Raw genomic sequence first — 25,384 nt, 5'->3', positions numbered from 1 at the left:
TGTGCGCAGCCGCGAGCACGCTGCGCGCACGCCGGCCCGGCCGCCGGGGCCCGGGTGTCAGGATCGTCATGCTTGGTGCCCGCCGGAAATGGGCACGTCACAGGTTCGGCACATGAGCTGGTCAGGCTCCGGACAACGGACGAGGACATAGGCGGTCGCAGGTATGACGGAGTCACTCAGGGTCTCGGAGGATGACGGAGCGCGGGAGGTGAGCGGCGCCATCGGCACCGGGCTCACCCTCGGCGTCGAGGAGGAGCTGCACGTCGTCGATCTCAAGACCAGGGAGCTCGTGCCCCGCGCCCCGGAGGTGCTGGACCAGCTCGACCAGGCCCACTTCTCGGCGGAGCTGCACCGCTCGGTGGTGGAGACGAACACCCCGGTCGCGGCCACGCTCGACGACCTGCGGGAGGGCATCGTCTCGCTGCGCCGCCGGGCCGTGGGCGTCGCCGAGTCGCTCGGACTCGGCCTGGTCGCCGCCGGCACGGTGCCGCTGGTCGACCTCGACTCCCTGCCGGTCACGCCCACCTCGCGGTACCGGCGGATGCTCGACGAGTACCAGATGCTCGCCCGGGAACAGTTGATCTGCGGGGCCCAGGTGCACGTCGGCATCCCCGACCGGGACGAGGCCGTGTCGATCGCGCAGCGGGTGGCCCCGGCGCTGCCCGTGCTGCTCGGCATCTCGGCGAGCTCGCCGTACTGGATGGGTGAGGACAGCGGCTACGCCAGCGTCCGCTCGCTGGTCTGGATGCGCTGGCCGACCGCCGGCGACAGCGGCGCGGTGACCTCGGCCGCCGACCACGACGCGCTGGTCGCCGACCTGATCGCCTCGGGCACCATCACCGACCCCAAGATGGTCTATTTCGACGTCCGACCGTCGGCCCACGTGCCCACCGTCGAGCTGCGGGTCACCGACTCCAGCCCGGACGCCGACACCGTGGTGCTGCTGGCCGGCCTGTTCCGCGGGCTCGTGTTGCGCGCCCGGCAGGACTACCGCGCGGGCCGGCCGATCGTGGCGACCCGGCCGCCGCTGCACCGGGCCGCGATGTGGCGGGCCGCCCGCTCCGGCCTGGAGGGCGACCTGCTCGACCTGCCGCGCTCGCCGGTGCCGGTGCCCGCCGCGGTCGCCGTCGAGCGGCTGGTCGGCGACCTGCGGCCGCAGCTGGAGGAGCTCGGCGACTGGGAGCAGGTCTTCGACCTGTCGGTGCAGGCGCTCAGCCGGGGCAGCTCGGCGTCCCGCCAGCGCCGCGCGATGACCCGCCGCGGGCGCATCTCCGACGTGGTCGACCTGCTCGTCGCCGACACCCGGGGCGGCGCGACCGGCCTCGGCCCGAGCGGGCAGACCGTGCCGGCCGGGCTCACCCCGTACGCGGCGGCCGGCGACGAGGCCTTCCCGGACGGGGACGTCGTGCCGGCGTACCAGGGGATCGTCACCGTGCTCAGCGCGCTCGGCCCGGCCGGGCTGCGCCGCCGCGAGGACGCCCGCGACGACGAGCAGCGCGCCCGCGGGATCACCTTCAGCGTGGCCGGCGAGGCCGCGACCCGGCTCTTCCCGTTCGACCTGGTGCCCCGCCTGGTGCCGGCGGCCGACTGGCGGGAGCTGCGCGGCGGCCTGGTCCAGCGGGTCCGCGCCCTGGACGCCTTCGTCAACGACGTCTACGGCGAACGGGCCGTGGTCGCCGACGGCGTCGTGCCGGAGTGGGTCATCGACGGCTCCCCGGAGCTGCGCCCCAGCGGCGCCCTGGTCAGCCGGCCGGGCGTGCGCGCCCAGGTGGCCGGGGTCGACCTGGTCCGCGACGGCGAGGGCAACTGGTGCGTGCTGGAGGACAACCTGCGGGTGCCCTCCGGCATCGGGTACGCGATGCAGAACCGCCGGCTCACCGAGGCCGTGCTGCCGGAGCTGCCCCGCCCCGACGACCTGTTGAGCATCGAGGAGACCCCGCAGTTGCTGCTGCGCGCGCTGCGCGACGCGGCCGGCCCGGCGGCCGGCGACGACCCGGCGGTGGTCGTGCTCAGCCAGGGCCCGGACGACTCGGCCTGGTTCGAGCACCGGATGCTGGCCGAGGAGATGGGTGTGCCGCTGGTCCGCAGCACCGAGCTGCTGGTCGACGAGGGCCGGGTGCACCGGGTCCGCAACGGCCGCAAGCACCCGGTGGACGTGATCTACCTGCGGATGGGCGAGGACAGCCTGGTGCACTCGCCCGGCGCGGACGGGATGCCGCTGGGACCGAGCCTGGTCACCGCCCTGCACGCGGACACCGTCGTGCTGGCCAATGCGCTGGGCAACGGCATCGGCGACGACAAGGCCGTGTACGCGTACGTGCCCAAGCTGATCGAGTACTACCTGGGCGAGAAGCCGCTGCTGGCCGACGTGCCGACGTACCTGTGCGGCCTCCCGGAGCAGCGCGAGCACGTGCTCGGCCGGCTCGAGGAGCTGGTCTGCAAGCCGGTCGACGGCTACGGCGGCGACCGGATCGTGATCGGCCCGCACGCCTCGGCCGAGGACCTGGCCGCGGTCCGCCGGCAGATCCGCACGGCGCCGCACCGCTGGGTGGCGCAGGAGGTCGTGAACCTCTCCACCCACCCGGTGTTCGACGGCCACCAGCTCGCGCCGCGCCACGTCGACCTGCGCGCCTTCGTCTTCACCGGCAGCACGTCGGTGGTCGCGCCGGCCGCGCTGACCCGGGTCGCCCCCGCCGGCAGCATGATCGTCAACTCCTCGCGCGGCGGCGGCTCGAAGGACACCTGGCTGCTCGGCTGAACCTTCACACCCGCGACACATCCCCGAAACGGCAACAGCAGACCCTGAACGACTTGGAGGATCAGGCATGTGTGGAATCGGCGGCGAACTCCGGTACGACGCCCAGGCAGCGGACGGTGACGCCGTCCGGCGGATGATGCCGTGCCTGCAGTCCCGCGGGCCTGACGGCGAGGGTCTCTGGCAGCGCGGCCCGATCGCGTTCGGCCACCGCCGGCTCAAGATCATCGACTTGTCGGACGCCGGCTCCCAGCCGATGACCGACGAACAGCTCGGGCTGACCCTGGTCTTCAACGGCTGCATCTACAACTACCAGCAGCTGCGCGACGAGCTGCGCGGCTACGGCTACACCTTCGCCTCCACGTCCGACACCGAGGTGATCATCAAGGCGTACCACCGCTGGGGCGCCGACTGCGTCAAGCACTTCCTCGGCATGTTCGCCTTCGCCGTCGCCGAGCACGCCACCGGCCGGGTCATGCTGGCCCGCGACCGGCTCGGCATCAAGCCGATGTACCTGGCCGAGACCCCGGGCCGGCTGCGCTTCGCGTCCACCCTGCCGGCCCTGCTCGCCGCCGGCGACGTCGACACCTCGATCGACAAGGTGGCGCTGCAGCACTACATGACGTTCCACTCGGTGGTGCCGGCGCCGCGCACGATGGTCAGCGGCATCCGCAAGCTGCCCCCGGCCACGGTCCGGATCATCGAGCCGGACGGCACCTCGACCGAACGCGTCTACTGGGAGGCCGACCACACCCGCACCTCGGTCCGGTCGGCCGCCGAGTGGGCCGAGGCGGTGCACGAGTCGCTGCGCACCGCGGTCGAGCGGCGGATGGTCGCCGACGTGCCGGTCGGCGTGCTGCTCTCCGGCGGGCTGGACTCCAGCTACATCGTGGCGCTGCTGGCCGAGCAGGGCCAGCGCGGGCTGACCACGTTCAGCATCGGCTTCGAATCGGCGGCCGGCGAGAGCGGCGACGAGTTCGCCTACTCCGACATCATCGCCAAGCAGTTCGACACCACCCACCACCAGATCCGGATCGGCCGCGACCGGTTCCTGCCGGCGGTGGCGCGCACCGTCGCGGCGATGAGCGAGCCGATGGTCAGCCACGACTGCATCGCCTTCAACCTGCTCAGCGAGGACGTCTCCAAGACCATCAAGGTGGTGCAGTCCGGGCAGGGCGCGGACGAGATCCTGGCCGGCTACAGCTGGTACCCGCCGCTGGCCGACGTGCCGCGCGAGCAGGCCGTGGACGCGTACGCCCGGGAGTTCTTCGACCGCCCGTACGCCGAGCTGGCCCGCCAGCTCGCGCCGGAGTGGCTGCTCGACACCGACGTCAGCCGCGAGTTCGTCGCGGCCGGCTTCGCCCGGCCGGGCGCCACCACCAGCGTCGACGCGGCGTTGCGGCTGGACTCGCAGGTCATGCTCATCGACGATCCGGTCAAGCGGGTCGACAACATGACCATGGCGTGGGGGCTGGAGGCGCGGGTGCCGTTCCTCGATCACGAGCTGGTGGAGCTGGCCGCCGCCTGCCCGCCCGAGCTCAAGCTGGCCCACGGCGGCAAGGGCGTGCTCAAGGACGCGGCCCGCGGCGTGGTGCCGGACGAGGTGATCGACCGGACCAAGGGCTACTTCCCCGTTCCCGGGATCCGGCACCTGGAAGGCCCGATGCTGGAGCTGGTGCGCGACGCGCTGCACGCGCCGGCGGCCCGGGCGCGCGGGCTGTTCCGGCCGGAGTACGTTGACGCGCTACTGGCCGACCCGAACACTGCTCGTACCACGCTCGGGGCGAACCAGTTGTGGCAGCTGGCGCTGCTCGAGATGTGGCTGCAGGACAAGGGGATCTAGGAAGCCGAGGGAGGACCCGTATGACCGGTCAGCTCAACCGTGTCGACGTCACCGTGCTGCCCGTGGGGTGGATTTCCCTCCCCTCCGAGGTCGCCGGCAGCTGGTCGGCGACCCCGTCACCCGATGGCCGGCACGTGGCGTACGTCTCCGACCGCAGCGGCTCACCCAAGGTGTGGGTGCAACCGGTCGGCAGCGAGCTGACCTTCCTGGTCGACACCGGCGAGCACCCCGTCGTCTCGGTGCACTGGTCCACCGGCGGCGGCTGGCTCGCCTGCGTGCTGGCCCCCGGCGGCGCCCCCCGCACCGAGGTGTGGCTGGTCCGCCCGGACGGCTCGGCGCTGCACCAGGTGGCGGGCTTCGGCGCGGACAGCGCGGACAACGTGCGCTGGCTGCCCGGCCGGCCGCTGCTGGCGGTGACCGAGAACCTGGAGACCACGCTGCTGGTGGACGCCGAGCACGGCACCCGGGAGACGATCACCACTGCGGAACTGGTCGCCCTCTTCGACGTCGCGCCGGACCGCAGCCGGGCGCTGCTGCGCCTCGGCCCGCGCGGCGGTCGCCACATCGCGGTGCGCGATCTCACGACCGGCGTCGACGAGTACGTGACCAGCGGCGAGCAGGCCTGTTTCGGCCCGGACGGCGCGGTGTACGCCCGCAGCGACGCCGGCGAGCTGCCGGTGCTGATCCGGGTGGCCGACGGCCGGGCCGAGGTGCTGGCCTCGTCGGAGACCGCCGAGGTGGAATCCTTCGCGCTGACCGCCGACGGCCGGTCGATCGCGGTGCTCTGGAACGTGCGCGGCGGCGAGTCCGAACTGACCGTCCTGACGCCGACCTCAGCCACCACGGTCGACCTGCCCGGCCCGGTGGTCTCCGGCGTGTCCTGGTGCCACGACGGCAGCACCCTCACGTTCACCGCGGAGGGCCCGGGCCAGCCACACGGCGTGTGGACGTACGACGGCGACCTGCACCCGGTCTCGGTCGAGGAGCCGGCGCCGAACGCGGTCCGGCCGGTGCTGCACCGCTTCCCGTCGCACGACGGCCTGGAGATCAGCGGCTGGCTGTTCCGGCCGGCCGGCGAGGGCCCGCACCCGACGGTGCTGTGGCTGCACGGCGGCCCGGAGGCCCAGGAACGGCCGGGCCACGGGCCGCTGTTCCAGTCGCTGGTGGACCGGGGCATCGCGGTCTTCGCCCCCAACGTGCGCGGCTCGTCGGGCTTCGGGCGCAGCTTCGTCAACGCGGACAACGGCGCCCTGCGGTACGCGGCCATCGGCGACGTGGCAGCCTGCGTGTCGTACCTGGTGTCCACGGGCGTCGCCGACGAGGCCCGGGTGGGCTGCATGGGCCGCTCGTACGGCGGCTACCTGACGCTGGCCGCGCTGACCACGTACCCGTCGATGTTCGCGGTCGGCATCGACGTGTGCGGCATGTCGAACTTCGCGACCTTCTACGAGCACACGGAGCCGTGGATCGCGGCGGCGGCGGTCTCCAAGTACGGCGACCCGGTGGCGGACGCGGAGCTGCTGCGCGACCTGTCCCCGATCACCCGCATCGACAACCTGAAGACGCCGCTGATGGTGGTGCACGGCGAGAACGACAGCAACGTCCCGGTGATCGAGGCGGAGCAGGTGGTGGCGGCGCTGGCGGAGCGTGGGGTGCCGCACAAGTACCTGCTCTTCCCGGACGAGGGGCACGAGCTGCAGCACCGGACGTCGCGGGCCGAGTATCTGCGGGAGACGGTGAGCTGGCTCACCACGCATCTTGCGCCGGGGCCTGCGCTGCTCGGCTGATCTTTCTTCGCGGTGCGGGGGTACGCTCCCGCACCGCGATTTTTCTGTTCGCCACTCCTTCTCTGCGCCACTCCGCCACCCGGCTCTCCCTTCTCCCTTCCCCGCCTCCGTCTTCCTCCTCTGGATCTTGTGACGGCAAGCCACTTTCCGCGGCTGGCGCGCCACAAGATCGGAGCTCAATACCACCGCTCCCCGCCCCATTTCCGCCAACCAACACCGATCTTGTGGCGCCGAGGCTCGTTCCCCGGCCAGCCCGCCACAAGGTCCGGCTCCCACCCCAGCGAGCGACCTACGCGACCCGCAGTCCGCCACCGAAGCGCGCCACGTGCAGCCCCGGCCCCGCGTCAGTCGCCGGCCCGCCGCTCCCACACCGGTGACATGCGCCGCCTGCCCCGAGCCCTCGCGAACAAGGCCGCCTGCTGCTCGCCGCCTGCTGCCCGCCGCCCGCCGCCCGCCACCCGCCACCCGCCACCCGCCACCCGCCACCCGCCACCCGCCGCCCGCCACCCGCCGCCCGCCGCCGATCTTGTGGCGGCCAACCCCGTTCCACGGCCAGCGCGCCACAAGATCCGAGCTCAACACCACCGCTTCCCGCCGGCGCCACCGCCCACCAACACCGATCTTGTGGCGACAAGCCCCATTCCACGGCCAGCCCGCCACAAGATCCGAGCTCAACATCACCAAGCGACCAACGCCACGAAGCCGACCAGCACCACTCACCGCTCACCGCCCGCTGCCCACCGCGAATCTTGTGACGGCGAACCCCATTCCACGATCAGCCCGCCACAAGATCGGCTCCAACCGCCGCCAAGCCGACCGCACCAGGAGTCAAGGTGAGACCGCCGGCTGGGGTTCAGGACGATCGGTAGGGAGCTGGGTCATGTCGACGCTGGCCGAGCTGGGCAGCCGGAGCGGGCGAGGGGCAGGGGCGAGGGGCGGGCGAAGGCGTAGGCGAGGGGCGAGGCGAGGACGAAAGGCGAGGACGAAGGGCGGCGCTGAGACGAGCCGAGTCCCGGACGCCCAGCGCACCCGCTACCCCACCTGCAGCGCCTCCCGGATCTGCCCCGCCACCACCGCGGGATCACTCCGCAGCAACCACCCGGGAAACCGAAGAATCCGATCACCGGCAAGCCAGATCCTGTTCTGCCGAATCATGTCCCCGGCCCACTCCGCCACGTTCATGTGATACCCACCGTCCACCTCCACCAGCACCCGCCACTCCCGCCAGTACGCGTCCAGGTACCGCTGCCGCCCATCGGCATCCCGGCGGCGCTGCTGGGTGTCGGGCAGCGGCAGCCTGTACCGGCGGCACAGCGCCAGCAGGTCGAGCTCCGACAGCGCCGACGCCCCGCCCTCGATATCCCTCAGCGTTCTCCGCAGCAGCCCCCGCCGCCGCACCCGCGTCATCACCTTGAGCACGGTCAGGATCTCCTCCGGACGCACCAGCCGCTGTTGACAAGCGGCGGCGGCCATCAGGATCGCCTCCCGGTCCGACCGGGCCCACGCCGCCGCGTCGACCACCGACCGGGCCACTGTGGTTCGCGGGATCCCGACGGCCGGCTGACGGTGCTCCACCGGTAGCACGCTGCTGCGGTACACCCGTACGGTGCGCATGTCCGGCGGTAGCCGGGGCACGCGCCGGCTGGCGTTCCGCTCGGCCGGGATGAGCACCGGGATCTGCCTGACCGGCAGGCCGCGGGCGCCGCTCGCCGTCAGGGCCGCCGCTCCGGCCAGCAGGGCGCCCTTCCCGGCGGTCAGCACCGCGACCCAGTGCTGCTGTTCCGGGCTCAGCGCACCGTTGTTGGTCAGCAGGATCCCTGAGCAGATCCGGCGCCACCGGCCCTGACGCACGTGCCCGCGGACAGCGGGCGGCCCGGCCAGCTCGACGGCCTGGTCGCGGGTCAGGACGCCGTGTTGAAGGGCCGGGAGCTGCATCACCCCAACCTGGCAGATCCACCTCGCCCCCGGGACGGGCCTGTGGACAGCCCCAGCCTGTGGACAGCCCAGGCCCGTCCGCCAGCCCAGGCCTGTGGACAGCCCAGGCCCGTGGACAGCCCAGGCCTTGAGGACAAGCCCTGGACAGCCCTGCGAACAACCCAAGTCCCCCGGCGTGACGGGTCACACGTCCCATTTGTGACCCGGATCGTTGTCGCTCCCGGCCCGCCCGGGAAAGGGTGGGTGCACGCGATCGGATGGAGTTGACGTCATGCTGGGCGGTGCCCGGGCCTGGGCTGTGTGGGCCGTGGGGCTGACGGCCTACGTGGTCGCGGTTCTGCATCGCACCTCCCTCGGCGTCGCCGGGCTGGACGCACAGGTCCGCTTCGACATCGGGGCCGGCGCGCTGGCCTCCTTCGCCGTGCTGCAGCTGCTGGTCTACGCCGGCCTGCAGGTTCCCGTCGGGCTGCTGCTGGACCGGTTCGGTTCGGTGCGCCTGGTTGTCGGCGGCGCCGTCGTCATGGCGGCCGGGCAGGCGTTGATGGCGTTCTCCGACGGGGTCACCGGGGCCGTGCTGGCCCGGGTCCTGGTCGGGGCCGGCGATGCCATGACGTTCATCAGCGTGTTGCGTCTGGTGCCGCAGTGGTTCCCCGCGCGGCGGGTGCCGGTGGTGACCCAGTTGACCGGGCTGTCCGGGCAGCTGGGGCAGGTGCTCAGCGCCGTACCGCTGGCCGCGCTGCTGGCCGGTCCGGGCTGGACCACCGCGTTCGTCTCGGCGGCCGGCGCCGGGGTGTTCGTCGCCGTCGTCGCGCTGGTCGCCCTGCACGACACCCCGCAGCGGCGGGTCAACTCCGGCGCGGCCCTGACCCTGGGTCAGCTGGGGAGCGACCTGGCGAGCGCGTGGCGGCATCCGGGCACCCGGCTCGGGCTGTGGACGCATTTCACCACCCAGTTTCCCGGTACGGTGTTCGCCCTGATCTGGGGCTATCCGTTCCTGGTGGCCGGGGAGGGCCTGTCGCGGGGTACGGCGAGCGCGCTGCTCACCCTGTTCGTGCTGACCGGCATGGCCGCCGGTCCGGTGGTCGGCGTGCTGGTGCAGCGGCATCCGTTGCGCCGCTCCTGGCTGGTGCTCGGCGTGATCGGCGCCAACGCCCTGGGCTGGGGGCTGGTCATCGCCTGGCCGGGGCGGGCGCCGCTGGCGGTGCTGGTGGTGCTCGTGCTGGCGCTCGGGCTCGGCGGACCGGGCTCGATGATCGGGTTCGAGTTCGCCCGGACGTTCAACCCGCCGAACCGGCTGGGCACGGCCACGGGCATCGTCAACGTGGGGGGCTTCGTCGCCTCGCTCGTGTCGATCCTGCTCGTCGGCCTGATCCTGGACGCCCGCACGGGCGGCCGGGCCGCGTACGACATCGTGGATTTCAAGGTCGCGATGTCGGTGCAGTTCGCGATCGGCGTGATCGGCCTGATCGGCATCCTGCGGACCCGCAAGCTGGTCCGACGGCGCCTCGCCGACGAGCAGGGCGTGATCGTCCGGCCGCTGCGGGAGGTGCTCGCCGAGAAGGGTTGGTTTAGCGGCGAGCGCATCGGTAAAAGTTGAGGTTTTGCCCGCTCACGACAGTTCGATGCGAGGAGGACATGAGCGAGCGCACACCGGACCGCATCTGGTCCGGCATCGAGATCACCAAGGTCATCGCGGGCACACTCGCGGCAGTCACCGCGGCGGTGATCGGTTCCTTCCTGGGAGTGGCCGGCACGCTGGCCGGCGCGGCTGTCGCCAGCGTCGTCGGCTCGGTCGGGACGGAGCTCTACCAGCGGTCGCTGCACCGGGGGGCCAAACGGCTCAGCACCATCGCCCCCACGTTCGTGAAGGTGCCGGCCGCCGTGGGCACGCCCCCGGTCGCCGCGGCGGCCGAGGAGGAGAGCCCGTCGCACACGGTCGTGCCCGGCCGGAGCCTGCGCTGGGGTCACGTGGCCATCGCCGCGACGGCGCTGTTCGTGCTGGCGATCGGCTCGCTGACGGTGTTCGAGCTCATCGCGGGCAAGTCGGTGGCCTCGGCCGTGGGCAACGCGTCCACGGGCCGCAGCACCGTCAGCAGCGTCTTCGGCGACGACTCGGCGCGGAAGCCGGCGGTCACCCCGTCGCCGGACAGCACGCCGGCCCCCTCCGGGGAGCCGACCGAGCCGTCCGGCGGGCAGACGGAGCCGTCCGGGGCGCCCACCACCGCGCCGACCACGGAACCGGCCACCGAACCGACCACGGAACCGGCCGGCGAGCCGACCACCGGCGCGCCGGAGCAGACGCCGCCGCCCGACACCCAGGATCAGGAGCAGCCGAACCAGGACGTCGCCCCGGACCAGGGCACGACCAAGTAGCGGCGTTTCCCACCGAGCGAAGGAGCACGTCACCGTGGACCCCAGCGAACTGCTCACCGAGGCCTTCGGCCGGCTGCCCGCCCTGGTGCGGTCGGCGGTCGAGGGGCTGAGCCCGGAGCGGCTGCGTACGCCGCCGGCCGGGGGCGCCAACACCATCGCCTGGCTGGTCTGGCACCTGGCCCGGATCCAGGACGGCTATCTGGCCGAGCTGACCGGCCGGGAGCAGGTGTGGGTGGGCGGCGACCGGGCCCAGCGGTTCGGCCTGAAGCCGGACCCGGACGACAACGGCTACGGCCACACGGCGGCGCAGGTGCTGGCCGTCCGGCCGGAGAGCGCGACGGTGCTGGTGGACTACTACGAGGCGGTCCACCAGCGCACCCTGTCCTATCTGGCCGGCCGCACCGCGGACGACCTGGATCGGGTGGTGGACGAGTCCTGGGATCCGCCGGTCACGCTGGGCGTGCGCCTGGTGAGCATCCTGAACGACGACCTCCAGCACGTGGGCCAGGCGGCCTACGTGCGGGGCCTGCTCGAGAACTGACGTACGCCGGCCGCCGGCGCTCCCGCACGCAGCGGGGGCGCCGGCGGCTGCTATTCCGCCACGCCGAGCAGGCCCAGCGCCTCGGCCGCGGGTAGGCGCGTCCACGGCTCCCCCGGATCGCCGGTGACCGTGAGCGCCACCGAGCCCGCCGCCACGCCGTCGGGCACGAGCCGGTCCAGCGTCTCGCCGTCGACGGTGGCGGCCAGCACCGTCCGGCCGCGCGTCCCGTCCACGGCCGGGAGCACCCCGGTGTCGGCGGCCGCGGCCGCCCGGATAGCCGGGACCGCCGGCTCCACCTCGGTGCACGTGCCGTCGGCGTGGGCCACCAGCACCCGGTCCGCGCGGCCGGCCGCCTGCCAGGCCAGCAGGTCCAGCAGGGTCGCCCGGTGGCCGCCCGCGAAGTGCTCCCACTGGTCGGCCGCGGCCCGGGCCAGCTGGTCGCCGTGCCGGGTCACGCTGTGCCCGTAGCCGCGTCCGGGCAGAGCCAGGTCGGTCCAGAGCAGCTGCCGCCCGGTGAGGTCGACGACCATCGACAGCAGCATCCGGGTGTCGCCGCGCAGGTCGAAGCGCTGCTCGACCCGGGCCGCGTCGAACTGGGCGCCGCCGGCCAGCGGCCGCATCAGCCCGGCGAACGCCTCGGTGAGCAGCTCGAACGGCACGGCGTTGTAGCTGATCACCACCGGGAGCACGTAGCGCACCCCGGCCTCGGCGAGGCGGGCCGGCCGCAGATCCAGGAACTCCGTGGCCCCCAGCGGCGCCGGCGCGGAGGTGAGGTCCCCGGAGTGCACGGCGCCGTCGCCGGCGAACCGCAGCCGGGTGTAGTCGCAGTGCCCGACCCGCTGCCAGTTCGCGTCGTAGAACCCGCAGGACAGGTCGAGGTCGACCCGGTGGTCCTCGGTGTCCTCCCAGTGCAGGAACAGCCGCAGCACCGGCCCGCCGGGCAGGGCCCGGATGCTGCCGCGCGGCCAGCCGGCGAGCTGGCCGGAGGCGGCCCGCTCCCGCATCGGCATGGGCACCCGCGCGAGCGCGGCGTCGATCACGGCCAGGTCGAAGCGGCCGAGGCCCGCAGCCCGGCGGACCAGCTCGTCGTCGACGACGGTACGCACGGCGGCGACGGCCGCGGTGGGCAGCGGGGCACGGCGCTCGGGCTCGGTCCACGTCGTCACGGTGCTGCCCCGGGGGAAGAAGACCCGCCGCGGCATGCCGGGTCCCGGCCGCCCGCCGACGATCCCCGCCGCCGCACCGGCCTCCGCGCCGGCCCCGGCAACCGCACCCGCGGCACCCGGCACCCCCACATCCGCGCCCGGCACAGCGCCCGCGCTCGGCCCAGCCCCGCCCGCAGCAGCGCCCGCGCTCGGCCCAGCCGCACCCGGCACAGCGCCCGCGCCCGGCCCAGCCGCACCCGGCACAGCGCCCGCGCCCGGCCCAGCGAACCGGCGGCTCAGCGTCTCGAAGGCCGCCCGGAACGCCCGCCCGATGCTGGTCCCGGCCGGGTCAACGCTCACCGGGCCACCGGCCGGCCGGCCGGCACCCTGCGCCCGGACCATCGCCGCCGCCCGGGCGGCAGCCACCGCGGCGAGCTGCTCCTCGGTCGCCGCCACCGTCTCGTCCCGGCCCGCCAGCTCGGCGGCCGCCGCGGCCAGCACGCCCGGCGCGACCCGGCCCGCGCTGTCCCGCAGCACACCCGTCAGCCCCTCGTGGCCGTCCGGTCCCGTCGTCCGCAGCAGCTGGTCGACCCGCCGCCACAGCTCGCCGGGGCGCTCGGCGAGCAGCCGCGCGGCCCGGCCGGCGTCACCGTCGGCGAAGGCCCGCTCGACCAACGCCGCGTGGGTGCGGAGCCGGACGGTGACCGTACCGTCGGGGTGGTCGGTCAGCACCAGCCGGCGCGGATCCTCGGCGCCGGCCGCGACCATGGCCGCGCCGAGCGCGGAATCCCGCGCGGTGCGGGTGCCACGCAACGCCGCGAACGCGACCGCCGCGCCCGGGTGCGCCGGGACCCGCTCGTACGGGTGCAGCCGCTCCCCCAGCCGCTTCCACACCGCCGGATGCCGCCGCAGGTCCTCGGCCGCGGCGCCCGCACCGCACGCGTCCAGGCGCCCGAGGGCGGCCCGGCGCAGCGCCCGCGGCAACGCCCGCACCCGGGTCACCGGCACCGGCGTCGCCGGCTCGTCCACCGGCCGCCACGCCTCCCCCGGTGCGGACGGCCCGTCGGCCCGCGCCGGCAGGTTCAGTCCCGCGTCCCCGCCGGAGTACGCCCACAGCGTCCGCGCCACGTCCGTCGCCGTCTGCCACCGCCGCCGCGTCTCGGCGAGCACCTCCGGATACGCCTCGGTCAGCGCCGTCGCGTGCAGCGCCCACGCCAGCACCAGCGCGAGTGTCTCGCGGGCCGGCACGGTGGCGGGCAGCCAGCCGAGTTCGGCCGGCGCGGTGGCCTTGATCAGCACCGCCAGGTCCGCCCGGTCGGCCTCGCCCAGCGCGCCGGGCCGGGCGACCAGTTCGTCGCGCAGCTTGGTGGCGGCGGCGGCCGGATCGTGCTCCAGGCGCAGCAGCCGTACCCGTACCGGGGGCCCGGCCGCCGGCGGCCCGGCCGGCGCGACCATCGGCAGGTAGGGCGTCCCGGCCGCGGGCCGGCGCCCGCAGATCGGGCAGGCGCTGAACTCCTCGGGCGCGAAGCAGGACCGGCACACCGGGTGACCGCACGGGTCCAGCGGCTCGCCGTCCTGCTCGCGGCCGCACAGCACGCACGGCGCCCCCGGCACGGCCAGCAGGTGGGTCAGCAGCCGCCGGACGAAGACCGCCTCGGGGTTGCGCGGGGTGTCCGGGAAGGACCGGTACAGCGGGACCATGGTGCGGTCGGCGCCGGTCAGCTCGTCGACCGTCGCGAGCAGCCAGTCGGCCCACTGCACGCGCAGCGGCGGCGTCAGCTGGGCGGCGGCGGACCACAGCTCACGGTGCAGCAGCCAGCCCCGCTCGGCCAGGTCGGCCTCGAGCGCGCCGGCCCAGGCCGCGCCGTCGGCCGGTCCCGGCCCGGCCGCGGCGACCGCGACCCTGGCGGTACGGCGCAGCAGCACGACTGCGAAAGCATCCATCGTCCGACCTCCCCCGAGACATGCGGAAGCGGTGGGCGGAGAGTCGCGACGCTAGTTGGCGATTAGGAGTCGTGGAGAAGGAAGCACCGCGGGGAGCCGCCCACCGCTGAGTCGATCATAGGAGGCGCGGGCCGGTGGATCACCCGATTAACGCGACGCCTGCTCGGCCAGCGGCAGGCTGACCAGGAAGCGGGTGTCGCCCGGCTGGGACCGCAGCACGATGTCGCCGCCGTGGCCGTTGACCACGATCCGGTACGAGATGTCCAGGCCCAGCCCCGTGCCCTCGCCCACCGCCTTGGTGGTGAAGAACGGCTCGAAGACCCGCTTGCGCAGCTCCTCCGGCACGCCCGGGCCGGTGTCGCCGATCGACACCACGACGTGGTCGTCCTCGCGGTAGGTCCGGATGGTCAGCGTGCCGGCGCCGTGCATGGCCTGGACCGCGTTGTCGATGATGTTGGTCCACACCTGGTTGAGCTCGGCCGGGTGGGCGGGCACCTGGGGCAGGCCGCGGTCGTACTCCTTGACCACCTTGACGCCGTCGCCGATCTTGTGACCCAGCATGACCAGCGTGCTGTCCAGGCCGGTGTGCACGTCGATCCACTGGTGCGCGGCCCGGTCCAGCTGCGAGTACTGCTTGGCCGAGGCGACCAGCGAGGAGACCCGGCCGGTGGCGTCCTCGATGTCGCTCATCAGCTGCTCGGTCTCGAGCGCGTACCCGATCCAGTGGATGGCCTGGTCGAGCAGGCCGGGCTCGACCACCTTGGCCTTGATCAGCTCCAGGCACTCGATGTCGAGGCCGCCCTGGGCGAACACCGGCGCCAGGTCCCAGCCGCCGGTGACCTGGTGCTCCTCCATCCAGTCGCCGAGCTCGTCCTCGCGGTCGGCGGCCTGCAGGGCGGTCAGCGCGGGCGCCTTGGCGGCCCGCTCGATGACGTCCTCCTGGAGTTCGACCAGCGCGTCCAGCCGCTCCGGGGCGACCTTGCCCGCGGCCAGCATGCCCAGCTTGTGCCGCATGCCGGCGACCCGCTGGCGCAGCGCGCCGGTGGCCCGCGACGCCGCGGCGGCCGGGTTGTTCAGCTCGTGCATCAGGCCGGCCGACAGGGCGCCCAGCGCGACCAGCCGCTGCCGCTCCGAGATGGCCGCCTGGGTGCTGCGCATGCCCAGGGTCAGGCCCTCCAGCAGGTGGATGGCCATCGGGAACCATTCGCGCATCATCCAGCCGAAGTCCGCCGCCGACAGCACGAAGAAGTCCGAGTCGTCGAGGGCGCGCATGGACGCCATGTACTTGCGCTCGACCCCCTCGTCCCGGATGTACGCCTGGGTGGCGCCCATGTACACGCCGCGCTGCTCGGTGCGGGTGGTCTGCACGTCGTCCTGGCCGACCCGGCGGCTGAGCGCGATGGTGCCGCTGAGCAGCAGGAAGAACTTGTCGGCGGGCGCGCCCTCCTCGATCACCAGCTCACCGGCGGCCACGTGCTCGACGCAGCCGTGCTCGGCGATCCAGGCGAGCTGGTCGTCGGTGAGCTTCTCGAACAGGAACAGGGTCCTGAGCTCGTCAGGCGTGAGCTTGGGCGCGGACATCTACTGTGCCTCCAGGTAACGATGGACCAGCGTGACGGCCATCGCCCCCTCGCCGACCGCCGAGGCCACCCGTTTCACCGAGTTGGCCCGGACGTCGCCGGCGGCGAAGATGCCGGGAACACTGCACTCCAGGTAGAACGGATCCCGGTCCCGATCCCATCCCGCCGGACGGGTGCCATTTGTGAGCAGATCCGGGCCCGTGTAGACGAAGCCCTTCTCGTCGCGGGCCACGGCGCCGCCCAGCCAGTCGGTGCGCGGCTCGGCGCCGATGAAGACGAACAGGTAGCCGCACTCGACGCTGGTCACCGTGTTGTTCTTGCTGTCACAGATGGTGATCGCCTGCAGGTGCCCGTTGCCCTGGGCGCCGACCACCTCGCACCGGGTCCGGACGTGCACGTTGTCGATCTTGTTGAGCTGCTGGATCAGGTAGTACGACATCGACGCCTCGAGGGAGTCGCCCCGCACCAGCAGGGTGACGCTGCGGGCGTACCGGGCGAAGAACAGCGCCGCCTGACCGGCGGAATTCGCCCCGCCGATGATGTAGACGTCGCTGCCCGCGCAGGACGGGCCCTCGGTCGCGGCCGAGCCGTAGTAGACGCCCGAGCCGGTCAGCTCGGCGACGCCGGCGGCGGCCAGCGGCCGGTACGCCACGCCGGTGGCCAGCACGATCGAGTGCGCCGAGATCTCCCCGCCGTCGGCGAAGCGCAGGGTGCGGGCCGAGCCGTCGGCGCGCAGCCCGACCACCTCGCGGGTGTTGAGCACCTCGGCGGAGAACTTGCCGGCCTGCCGGCGGGCCCGGTCGGTGAGCTGCGCGCCGGAGATGCCGTCGGGGAAGCCGAGGTAGTTCTCGATCCGCGAGCTTTGCCCGGCCTGCCCACCCACCGCCTGCCGCTCCACCAGCAGCGTCTTGAGGCCCTCGGAGGCGCCGTAGACGGCCGCGCCGAGCCCGGCCGGCCCGCCGCCCACGATGATCAGGTCGTAGAAGTCGCGCTCCGGCGCGGTCGACAGCCCGGCCGCCTCGGCGACCTCGGACGGCGTCGGCTGCGCCATCGCCCGGCCGTCGGCGGTGACCACCAGCGGGATCGATTCCGGGCCGACCCCGGCCGCCTCCAGCAGGCGGCGGCCCTCCGGGTCGTCGGCGGCGAGCCACTTGTACGGCACCAGGTTGCGCGCCAGGAAGTCCCGGATCTGGTACGACGGCTCGCTCCACCGGTGCCCGACCACCCGGATGTCGGTGACCTCGCGGTCCCCGGTGGCCTGCCAGGCGTCCAGCAGCGCGTCGATGACCGGGTAGAGCTTCTCCTCCGGCGGGTCCCAGGGCTTGAGCAGGTAGTGGTCCACGTCGACCACGTTGATCGCCTGGATCGCGGCGTCCGTGTCCGCGTACGCGGTCAGCAGCGCGCGGCGCGCGTGGGGGAACAGGTCCATCGCCTGCTCGAGGAACTCGATGCCGTTCATCTGCGGCATCCGGTAGTCGGCCAGGATGACGGCCACCCGGCCGCCGCGCAGCTTGAGCTCCTTGAGCGCCTCGAGGGCCTCGGCGGCGGAGGCGGCCCGGATGATCCGGTACGCCTCGCCGTAGCGGCGGCGCAGGTCCCGGGCGATCGCCCGGGACACCGAGGCATCGTCGTCGACGGTCAGGATGGCGGGATGGCCCATGGGTCAGTCCTCAGGGGTGCGTGAACGAGGGGGCGTCGGCGACCTCGAAGGCCACGTTGTCCTGGTAGCACCACCACCATCGCTCGCCCGGCTCGTACGACTGCACGATCGGGTGGCCGATGCCGTGGAAGTGCGCGGTGGCGTGCTTGCCGGGCGACGAGTCGCAGCAGCCGACGTGCCCGCAGGTCATGCAGACCCGCAGGTGCACCCAGCGGCCGCCCTCGGCCAGGCATTCCACGCAGCCGTCACCCGACGGCTCGACGTCCTGGACCTGGTCGACGTGGGTGCAGACGGGGTTGGTCATCCGGGATTTCCTCTCGTGGCGAGCAGATCCTTGAACTCGGGGTGCCGTTCGACGTAGCCGGCGACGTACGGGCAGCTCACCACCACCGGGGTGGCGCGCCCGCGGGCGTCGGCGAGCGCGGCCGCGGCGAGCCGGCCGGCCAGCCCGCGACCCTCGAAGGCCTGGTCGATCTCGGTGTGCGCGAGCTCGACCGCGCCGCCGTGGCGGCGGTAGTGCAGGACCCCGGCGAGCTCGCCGCCGAGCAGGATCTCGTAGCGGGACTGCTCGAAGCTGTCGACCACGGTCGCGTCCGACACGTCGCCGGAACCGACCTGGGCGCTGCCCTCGACCCGCAGCTTGCGCCGGGCCCGCTCGTAGAACGACGTGCGGCCGAAGCGGATGACCTGGGCGGCGCCGGGCACCGGGGTGATGTCGAGCTGCTGGCCGGCCTCGGCGTAGCCGGAGATGATGCCGTCGACCTCGATGGCCAGCCGGCCGCTGGTGGCCAGCACGTCCAGCCGCAACCGCTCGTCCGGCGAGAGCACCAGCGAGCGGTTGAACGACGAGTGCGCGGCGGCCGCGCTGACCAGCAGGCCCTCGACGTTGGGCGACACGATCGGGCCGCCGGCCGAGAAGCTGTACGCGGTCGAGCCGGTCGGGGTGGCGACGATCACGGCGTCGGCCGCGTACCGGACGAAGTTGCTGCCCTCGACGGTGATGCCGACGTGGGCCAGCCCGTCGCCGGGCACCCGGACCAGCGCGACGTCGTTGAAGGCAGAGACCTCCTGGCCGCCGGGCAGCACCGTGCGCACCGCGGTGCGGGACTCGATGGTGAACCGGTGCTCGTCGATCGAGGAGAGCGCGCCCGCCAGGTCCGGCAGGTCCACCTCGGCGAGGAAGCCGAGGCGCCCGACGTTGACCCCCAGCACGGGCGTCTTGCGGCCCTCGACCAGGCGCATCGTGCGCAACATGGTGCCGTCGCCGCCCAGGCTGACCAGCAGGCCGGCCCGCTCGACCATCTCCTCGGCGTCGACCGCGACGGCGTCGCAGTCGATCCGGCTGATCTCGTCGTGCAGGCCCAGCACCGTGACGTCGCGCGCGGCGGCCCAGGCGACGATGGCCTGGATGGCGGCGCCGCAGTCCCGCCGGGGATGCAGGACCAGCCCGACCACCTTGATCATGCCCACGACTGATACCCCACGATCATCCCGCTTCCCCCGGCCGCACGCGTCAGCGTTCAGCCTTGCACGTCCGACCGGGTGACTGCGAGAGGGATCTAGCTCGTGAGGGCGACGGCCACCGGGGTCAGCACGCTGGTCTGGTCGCGCTGGCCGTCCTCGCCGGAGACCAGCGGGGCCGACTCGTACGTGGTCAGCGTGCGCAGCAGGCCGGGCGGCGCGTACCCCCGGCCGGGGTCGCCGAGCAGCACCGTCGCGCCGCGCTGCATCGCGCGGCCGATGAACGGCAGCATCTTGGCGGCGACCTCGGCGGTGTAGAGGCAGTCACCGGCCAGGATGACCTCGTAGTCCTCGCCGTCACCGTCGGTGAGGTCGTCCGCGACGGTGGCGATCAGCACGCCGTTGGCGTTGGCGTTGGCCTGGATCGCCGCGATGGCGTAACCGTCCGTGTCGTTGGCGGTCACCTCGGCGGCGCCGGCGAGCGCGGCGGCGATGGCGACCAGGCCGGAGCCCGACGCGAGGTCCAGCACCCGCCGGCCGGCGACCAGCTCGGGGTTGTCCAGGACGTAGCGGGCCAGGGCCTGGCCACCGGGCCACGGCGTCGCCCAGTACGGCGCGGACAGCGGCCCGTCCTCGGTCTCGAGCCGGGCCCAGAGCAGCACGGAGTCCTCGGCGAGGAAGAGGTGGACCTCCGGGACCATCGGCACGGCGCTCATCTTGAGCGCGTCCTGCTGCGCGGTGCGCGGCGGGAACGAGGCGTTGCGCAGCAGTCGTCGCTGCAGCGCGCTGTGGGTGGCGGCCGCGTAGGGGGCTCCGGAGTACGTCTTCACAGAACTCGTTTCGTCGCAGTAAGAGATCGGGACGGGGGTAAACGACCGAGGGCCGTGCCCTCCGCGGCTACGCGGAAGGCACGGCCCTCGCCGACGTTCGTCAGATGGGACGGATGTTCGCCGCCTGCAGGCCCTTCTGGCCCTGCTCGATGTCGAACTCCACCCGCTGGTTCTCCTCGAGGGTGCGGTACCCGTCAGAGGCGATGGCGGAGAAGTGAGCGAACACGTCCGGCGCACCGCCGTCCTGGGTGATGAAGCCGAAGCCCTTGTCCGCGTTGAACCACTTCACTGTGCCGACAGCCATGCTGAACCCTTTCGAAACCACAGGGAGCTCGCACCTCGCGAACTCCGTCGCCGCCCCTCAGGAACAGGAAACCGGACTCATACGACAAAAGCCCGGCGGGTTCGGATACCCACCAGGCTCTGGCAAATATGAGAAGCTCCGGCAAATATGAGAAATCGGAACGGCAACCCGCCCAAGCTAGCACGTCCGGCGGCCCGGTGCCGGGCGATGACGCGCTGACATCGATGGACAACGATCAGCAAAGTTTCTTGACAGCTCGTTAACAAATCGACACACTCCGATTCAGAGAGCGCTCTCCCATCCCCGGAGATCCCCGGCTCAGCGGAAGGACCCCCCATGTCCCGTGCTGCTCGTTCCCTGGGCGTCGCCACCGCGGCGCTCACCCTCCTCGGCGTGCTGCCGGCGGCCGGCTTCGCTGCCGAGTCGCCCGTACCCCCCGCGCCCACCGCCGCCGCCCGCTTCGACATGGCGCCCGGCATGGTCGCGGCGATGCGGCGCGACCTGCGGCTGACCGACGACCAGATCGCGGCCCGGCTCGCCACCGAGGCCGCCGCCCCGGTGGTCGAGAAGCGGCTGCGCAATCAGCTCGGCGCGGCCTACGCCGGCGCCTGGATCCCGGCCGGCGCCGCCCGGCTCACCGTGGCGGTCACCGATCCCGCCGCCGCCGCGACGGTCCGTGCCGCGGGCGCCATCGCCGCGGTGGTCGCGCACAGCGCCGCGGACCTCGCTGCCGCGCGCGGCAAGCTCGACCGGAACGCCGCGAAGGTGGCGAACACCACCGTCCACGGCTGGTACGTCGACGTCGCGGCCAACCGCGTGGTGGTCACCGCCGCGCCCGGCCGGTCGGCCGCCGCCCGCGCCTTCGCCGCGGCCAGCGGCGCCGGGGCGGTCACGGTCGTCGAGGCGGCCGAGGCGCCCCGGCCGATGTACGACATCCGCGGCGGCGACCAGTACGTGATCAACGGCAACACGCTCTGCTCGGTGGGCTTCGCGGTCGCCGGCGGGTTCGTCAGCGCCGGGCACTGCGGCGGCGTGAACAGCCCGACGCTGGGCTACAACAACGTCGCCCAGGGCACCTTCGCCGGCTCGTCCTTCCCGGGCAACGACTACTCGTGGATCCGGACCAACGGCAACTGGACGCCTCAGCCCTGGGTCAACAACTACGCCGGCGGCAACGTGCTGGTCGCCGGCTCCCAGGACGCCGCCGTCGGCAGCTCTGTCTGCCGGTCCGGGCGCACCACGGGCTGGCGCTGCGGCACCATCCTGGGCCGCGACGAGACGATCGTGTACGCCCAGGGCGCCGTCTCCGGCCTGGTCCGCAGCAACGCCTGCGCCGAGCCGGGCGACTCCGGCGGCTCCTGGATCTCCGGCAACCAGGCCCAGGGCGTGACCTCCGGCGGCAGCGGCAACTGCTCGTCCGGCGGCACCATGTGGTTCCAGCCGGTCAACGAGATCCTCGGCGTCTACGGCCTGTCGCTGACCACCAGCGGCAGCGGCAGCGGGGGCAACTCGCTGGTCAGCAACCTGAACGGCAAGTGCATCGACGTGCCGAACGCCAACTTCGCCGACGGCGTGCCCCTGCAGATGTGGGGTTGCAACAACACCGCCGCGCAGAAGTGGACCTTCGTCAACGGCACGCTGCAGACCTCGAACAACAAGTGCATGGACGTGGCCTGGGGCTCGACGGCGAACGGCGCGGTGATCCAGATCGCCAACTGCAGCGGCAACCCGGCCCAGCAGTTCGTCCTCTCGGCGGCCGGCGACCTGGTCAACCCGCAGGCGAACAAGTGCGTCGACATCGACGCCTGGAACGCCAACGACGGCGCCCGGCTCATCCTCTGGGACTGCACCGGCGGCGCCAACCAGAAGTGGCGGCGCGCATAGGCAAGAAACTGTTATCGCCCGCCGATCGCGCTGTCCGCGATCGGCGGGCAACTCTTTGTGTGCGCCGTTCCTGAGCAGAACTTTAATGATGGTCTTAATTAACGAATCTGCAGTTAGGACTCCTAATAATTAGGGGATCCCCGCTCATCCCCCTCCGGAGGCACACCCCCATGCGCCGCAAGCGAACACTCATCCTCTCCGCGGCCGCCGTCCTGGCGGCCGCGGGGACCACCTGGATCGCCCTGCCGGCGTCCGCCGCCGCGGCGACCGCGGCCTTCACCAAGACCTCCGACTGGGGCTCCGGCTGGCAGGGCGACGTCACCATCAGCAACGGTGGCTCCGCCGCGCTGACGTCCTGGAAGGTGGAGTTCGACCTGCCCGCCGGCGGCACCGTGGGCAGCTACTGGGAGGCCGACATGGTCGCGGCCGGCAACCACCGGACCTTCACCAACCGGTCCTGGAACGGGGCCGTCCCGGCCGGCGGCAAGGTCTCCTTCGGCCTGGTCGGCGCGGGCGGCACGCCGGTCAACTGCCTGCTCAACGGCCAGCCCTGCGGAGGCGGCCCGACCGCGCCCACGGTCGCGCCGACGACCCGGCCGACCGTCGGGCCGACCACGCCGGCCACCACCGCGCCCACCACCGCGCCCACCACCCGGCCACCGGCGACCACGCCCACCACGGCCCCGGCCACCGACCCGGCCCCGCCGCCGGCGTCGAACCTGCTGCCGGTCACCGTCACCAACCACACCGGCCGCTCCGACGCGGTGTACCTCTACCTGCTCGGCGTCAACCTGACCACCGGCAAGCTGGGCTACGTCAACTCCGCCGGCGCGTTCACCAACTGGACCGGCGGCCAGCCCACCCCGGTGCCCGCGCCGGACGTGTCGATCCCCGGGCCGGGCAACGGCGCCAGCACCACCATCAGGATGCCGAAGAACCTCTCCGGCCGGCTCTACATGTCGTTCGGCCGCAAGCTCGACTTCCGGCTCAGCACCGACGGGCTGGTCCAGCCCGCGCCGTGGGCCGGGGCCGACCCCAACAAGGACATCCTGTTCGACTGGAGCGAGTTCACGCTCAACGACTCCGGGCTCTGGCTCAACAGCTCACAGGTCGACATGTTCGCCGTGCCGCACATCGTGTCGGTGCAGGGCGGCAACGGCGCGACCAGCCGGACCGGCGAGCTCAAGGCCGGCGGGCGGCAGCGGGTCATCGACCAGATCAAGGCCCAGCCGGGCTTTGAGAAGACCGTCTACACCCGCGCGGACGGGACCGTGCTGCGGGTGCTGGCGCCGGGCAAGGCCGCCGACAGCGGACAGTTCAGCGCCACGTACCTGGACCCGTACATCACCTCGGCGTGGAACGCGTACGCCGGCCGGACGCTGACCGTGGTGCCGTTCGGCGACCAGCCGAACGTCAAGTTCTTCGGCCGGACCAGCGGCGCCGTCATGAACTTCACCGACACCACCGGCCGGACGGTGGCCTCCTTCACCAAGCCCTCCACCGCCAACGTGTGGGGCTGTGACGGGGCCCTGGGCGCCCCCAACGACCAGGTCGTCGGGCCGATCGCCCGGACGCTCTGCGCCGCCCTGCACCGCAGCACGCTGGGCACGCTGGACACCCAGCCCAGCGGGACCGCGGCCGACTTCTACCGGGGGACGCTGACCAACCACTACTCGCGGATCATCCACGAGCAGATGGTCGACGGGAAGGCGTACGGCTTCGCCTTCGACGACGTGCAGAACCAGGAGTCGCTGGTGCACTCCGGCGACCCGCGGCAGGCCGGCATCGTGCTGACGCCGTTCTGACCGTCGGCCGGGGGCCCGGCGCGTCAACCGGATTACCATTCTTCGGTCGGCGCGCCGGGCCATTTCCGCGAATTCCCGGCCACTGTGACGGGCGGCACGAAATTGCTTTCCGGGGAATCCCCGGAGCGGGCCCGAACTTGTCGTACCTGTGTCGGACGCTGGACAGCGACCGACCGGACGACGAGATGGGATCCACCTCATGACCCAGGCGCCCGAACGCCTCGCAGCACCGCCGGTGGCGCTGACGCCCGGGGAGCGCATGTCTGCCCGCGAGCGGCTTCAGCTCGTGCTGGTGCTCGGCTTCCTGATCGCCCTCGGCCCGCTCACCATCGACATGTACCTGCCGTCGCTGCCGACGATCACCGACGACCTGCAGACCACCACCGCGGCGGTGCAGCTCACCCTCACCGGCACCCTGGCCGGCCTGGCGCTCGGCCAGCTGCTGATCGGCCCGGTGTCCGACGCCGTCGGGCGCCGCGCGCCGCTGCTGGCCGGCGTCGCCGTGCACATCCTGGCGTCGGTCCTCTGCGTGATCGCGCCCAACCTGGCCCTGCTCGGCACGCTGCGCGTGCTCCAGGGGCTCGGCGCCGCGGCCGCCGCGGTCGTGGCGATGGCCATCGTGCGGGACCTGTTCACCGGTCTCGCCGCCGCCAAGCTGCTCTCCCGCCTCATGCTGGTGATGGGCGCCGCGCCGATCCTGGCCCCGACGCTCGGCGGCATCACGCTGAACTGGACGTCCTGGCGCGGCGTCTTCGTCGTGCTGGCTCTGTTCGGCGTCGCGATGCTCACCGTGACGGCGCTGGCCCTGCCCGAGACCCTGCCGGTCGAGCGCCGGCGCAACGGCGGCGTGCTCGGCACCCTGCGCGACTACGGCCGGCTCTTCGGCGACCGTCCCTACCTCGGGCTGATCCTGGTGGCCGGGCTGGCGATGGCGGCGCTGTTCGCGTACGTGTCGGGCTCCTCCTTCGTCTTCCAGGAGCAGTACGGCCTGAACGAGCAGGAGTTCGGCTTCGTCTTCGGCGCCGGCGCGGTCGGCCTGATCACCGCCACCCAGCTCAACGTCCGGCTGCTGCGCCGCTGGACCCCCGCCCAGATCCTGGTCTCGTCGCTGGCCGCGGGCGCGGTGGCCGGCCTGGTGCTGCTGCTGTTCGCGGCCACCGGCTTCGGCGGCCTGGTCGGCGTGCTGATCCCGCTGTGGGTGGTGCTGGCCTCGGCCGGCCTGGCCTTCCCGAACGCGCCGGCGCTGGCCCTGTCCCGCCACGGCGAGGCAGCGGGCACGGCGGCCGCGCTGCTGGGCGCGGTGCAGTTCGGCGTGGGCGCGCTGGCCGCGCCGCTGGTCGGCGTGCTCGGCACGGGGGCGGTGGGGATGGCTCTGGTGATCGCGGGGGGCATGGTCGCGGCCAACCTGGTGCTGCTGCTGGTGGTGCGGCCCTGGCTGCTGCCGGTCGAGGACGCGAACCCCGCGGTCGTCACCGGACACTGAGTCTCCGAGCAAGGCCCCGGGGCACGGCGTGCCGGGGAGCCCGGCCCGCGGACG

Annotated in this window: 17 protein-coding genes; 9 read left to right on the top strand and 8 right to left on the bottom strand. The window is 73.1% G+C overall.

The features are described from left to right. Positions 1 to 208: 208 nt before the first annotated feature. From Ani05nite_RS07115 to Ani05nite_RS07105, 3 genes are all read left to right on the top strand, one after another. Positions 209 to 2,758 carry a carboxylate--amine ligase/circularly permuted type 2 ATP-grasp protein gene (locus Ani05nite_RS07115; protein WP_239129435.1) on the top strand — a complete coding sequence of 850 codons (2,550 nt, stop codon included), beginning with the start codon at positions 209 to 211 and terminating at the stop codon, positions 2,756 to 2,758. Positions 2,759 to 2,825: 67 nt separating this feature from the next. Next, complete coding sequence (locus tag Ani05nite_RS07110; protein ID WP_203766155.1) at positions 2,826 to 4,598, top strand: N-acetylglutaminylglutamine amidotransferase; 1,773 nt, start codon at positions 2,826 to 2,828, stop codon at positions 4,596 to 4,598. Positions 4,599 to 4,618: 20 nt separating this feature from the next. After that, positions 4,619 to 6,385 (top strand): alpha/beta hydrolase family protein, encoded by a 1,767-nt coding sequence (locus Ani05nite_RS07105; protein WP_203766153.1) that lies wholly within the window; start codon positions 4,619 to 4,621, stop codon positions 6,383 to 6,385. Positions 6,386 to 7,417: 1,032 nt separating this feature from the next. On the opposite strand, the gene Ani05nite_RS07100 is transcribed toward Ani05nite_RS07105, so the two are convergent. Then, positions 7,418 to 8,320 carry an endonuclease domain-containing protein gene (locus tag Ani05nite_RS07100; protein ID WP_203766151.1) on the bottom strand — a complete coding sequence of 301 codons (903 nt, stop codon included), beginning with the start codon at positions 8,318 to 8,320 and terminating at the stop codon, positions 7,418 to 7,420. Between the two features lie 271 nt (positions 8,321 to 8,591). Between Ani05nite_RS07100 and Ani05nite_RS07095 the strand changes: the two genes are divergently transcribed. From Ani05nite_RS07095 to Ani05nite_RS07085, 3 genes are read left to right on the top strand one after another with little or no spacing between them, the layout of a single operon-like run. Further along, positions 8,592 to 9,917, top strand: coding sequence for an MFS transporter (locus tag Ani05nite_RS07095; protein WP_203766149.1), 1,326 nt, complete (start codon positions 8,592 to 8,594; stop codon positions 9,915 to 9,917). Positions 9,918 to 9,955: 38 nt separating this feature from the next. After that, entirely contained in the window at positions 9,956 to 10,693 is a 738-nt protein-coding gene (locus tag Ani05nite_RS07090) for a hypothetical protein (RefSeq protein WP_203766147.1), read from the top strand. A gap of 34 nt (positions 10,694 to 10,727) precedes the next feature. Continuing rightward, on the top strand, positions 10,728 to 11,234 hold the full coding sequence (locus tag Ani05nite_RS07085) for a mycothiol transferase (RefSeq protein WP_203766145.1): 507 nt from the start codon (positions 10,728 to 10,730) through the stop codon (positions 11,232 to 11,234). Positions 11,235 to 11,284: 50 nt separating this feature from the next. On the opposite strand, the gene Ani05nite_RS07080 is transcribed toward Ani05nite_RS07085, so the two are convergent. From Ani05nite_RS07080 to Ani05nite_RS07050, 7 genes are all read right to left on the bottom strand, one after another. Beyond that, positions 11,285 to 14,323 (bottom strand): MXAN_6230/SCO0854 family RING domain-containing protein, encoded by a 3,039-nt coding sequence (locus Ani05nite_RS07080; RefSeq protein WP_203766143.1) that lies wholly within the window; start codon positions 14,321 to 14,323, stop codon positions 11,285 to 11,287. 147 nt (positions 14,324 to 14,470) lie between these two features. Further along, positions 14,471 to 15,904, bottom strand: a complete 1,434-nt coding sequence (locus Ani05nite_RS07075) for an ATP-binding protein (protein ID WP_203766141.1) — start codon at positions 15,902 to 15,904, stop codon at positions 14,471 to 14,473. Continuing rightward, entirely contained in the window at positions 15,905 to 17,563 is a 1,659-nt protein-coding gene (locus Ani05nite_RS07070) for an NAD(P)/FAD-dependent oxidoreductase (RefSeq protein WP_203766139.1), read from the bottom strand. A 10-nt stretch (positions 17,564 to 17,573) separates the two neighbouring features. Next, positions 17,574 to 17,867 carry a UBP-type zinc finger domain-containing protein gene (locus Ani05nite_RS07065; protein ID WP_203766137.1) on the bottom strand — a complete coding sequence of 98 codons (294 nt, stop codon included), beginning with the start codon at positions 17,865 to 17,867 and terminating at the stop codon, positions 17,574 to 17,576. Continuing rightward, entirely contained in the window at positions 17,864 to 19,027 is a 1,164-nt protein-coding gene (locus tag Ani05nite_RS07060) for an NAD(+)/NADH kinase (RefSeq protein WP_239129434.1), read from the bottom strand. Before Ani05nite_RS07060 ends, Ani05nite_RS07065 begins: the two co-directional genes overlap by 4 nt. Positions 19,028 to 19,122: 95 nt before the next feature. Further along, a complete protein-coding gene (locus tag Ani05nite_RS07055; RefSeq protein WP_239129433.1) occupies positions 19,123 to 19,854 on the bottom strand; it encodes a class I SAM-dependent methyltransferase in 732 nt (243 codons plus the stop codon). A 100-nt stretch (positions 19,855 to 19,954) separates the two neighbouring features. Continuing rightward, complete coding sequence (locus tag Ani05nite_RS07050) at positions 19,955 to 20,158, bottom strand: cold-shock protein (protein ID WP_023561244.1); 204 nt, start codon at positions 20,156 to 20,158, stop codon at positions 19,955 to 19,957. A 336-nt stretch (positions 20,159 to 20,494) separates the two neighbouring features. Here Ani05nite_RS07050 and Ani05nite_RS07045 point away from each other — a divergent pair, with 336 nt between their 5' ends. The 3 genes from Ani05nite_RS07045 to Ani05nite_RS07035 all read left to right on the top strand — a co-directional run bounded on the left by Ani05nite_RS07045 (position 20,495) and on the right by Ani05nite_RS07035 (position 25,330). Then, complete coding sequence (locus tag Ani05nite_RS07045) at positions 20,495 to 22,042, top strand: ricin-type beta-trefoil lectin domain protein (RefSeq protein ID WP_239129432.1); 1,548 nt, start codon at positions 20,495 to 20,497, stop codon at positions 22,040 to 22,042. 170 nt (positions 22,043 to 22,212) lie between these two features. Then, complete coding sequence (locus Ani05nite_RS07040) at positions 22,213 to 23,847, top strand: beta-1,3-glucanase family protein (RefSeq protein ID WP_203766133.1); 1,635 nt, start codon at positions 22,213 to 22,215, stop codon at positions 23,845 to 23,847. 199 nt (positions 23,848 to 24,046) lie between these two features. Continuing rightward, entirely contained in the window at positions 24,047 to 25,330 is a 1,284-nt protein-coding gene (locus Ani05nite_RS07035; RefSeq protein ID WP_239129431.1) for a multidrug effflux MFS transporter, read from the top strand. Positions 25,331 to 25,384 lie beyond the last annotated feature (54 nt).

This window comes from Actinoplanes nipponensis (assembly GCF_016862275.1).
Taxonomy (GTDB): Bacteria; Actinomycetota; Actinomycetes; order Mycobacteriales; family Micromonosporaceae; genus Actinoplanes; species Actinoplanes nipponensis.
This window is presented reverse-complemented; position numbering and strand designations above follow the sequence as displayed.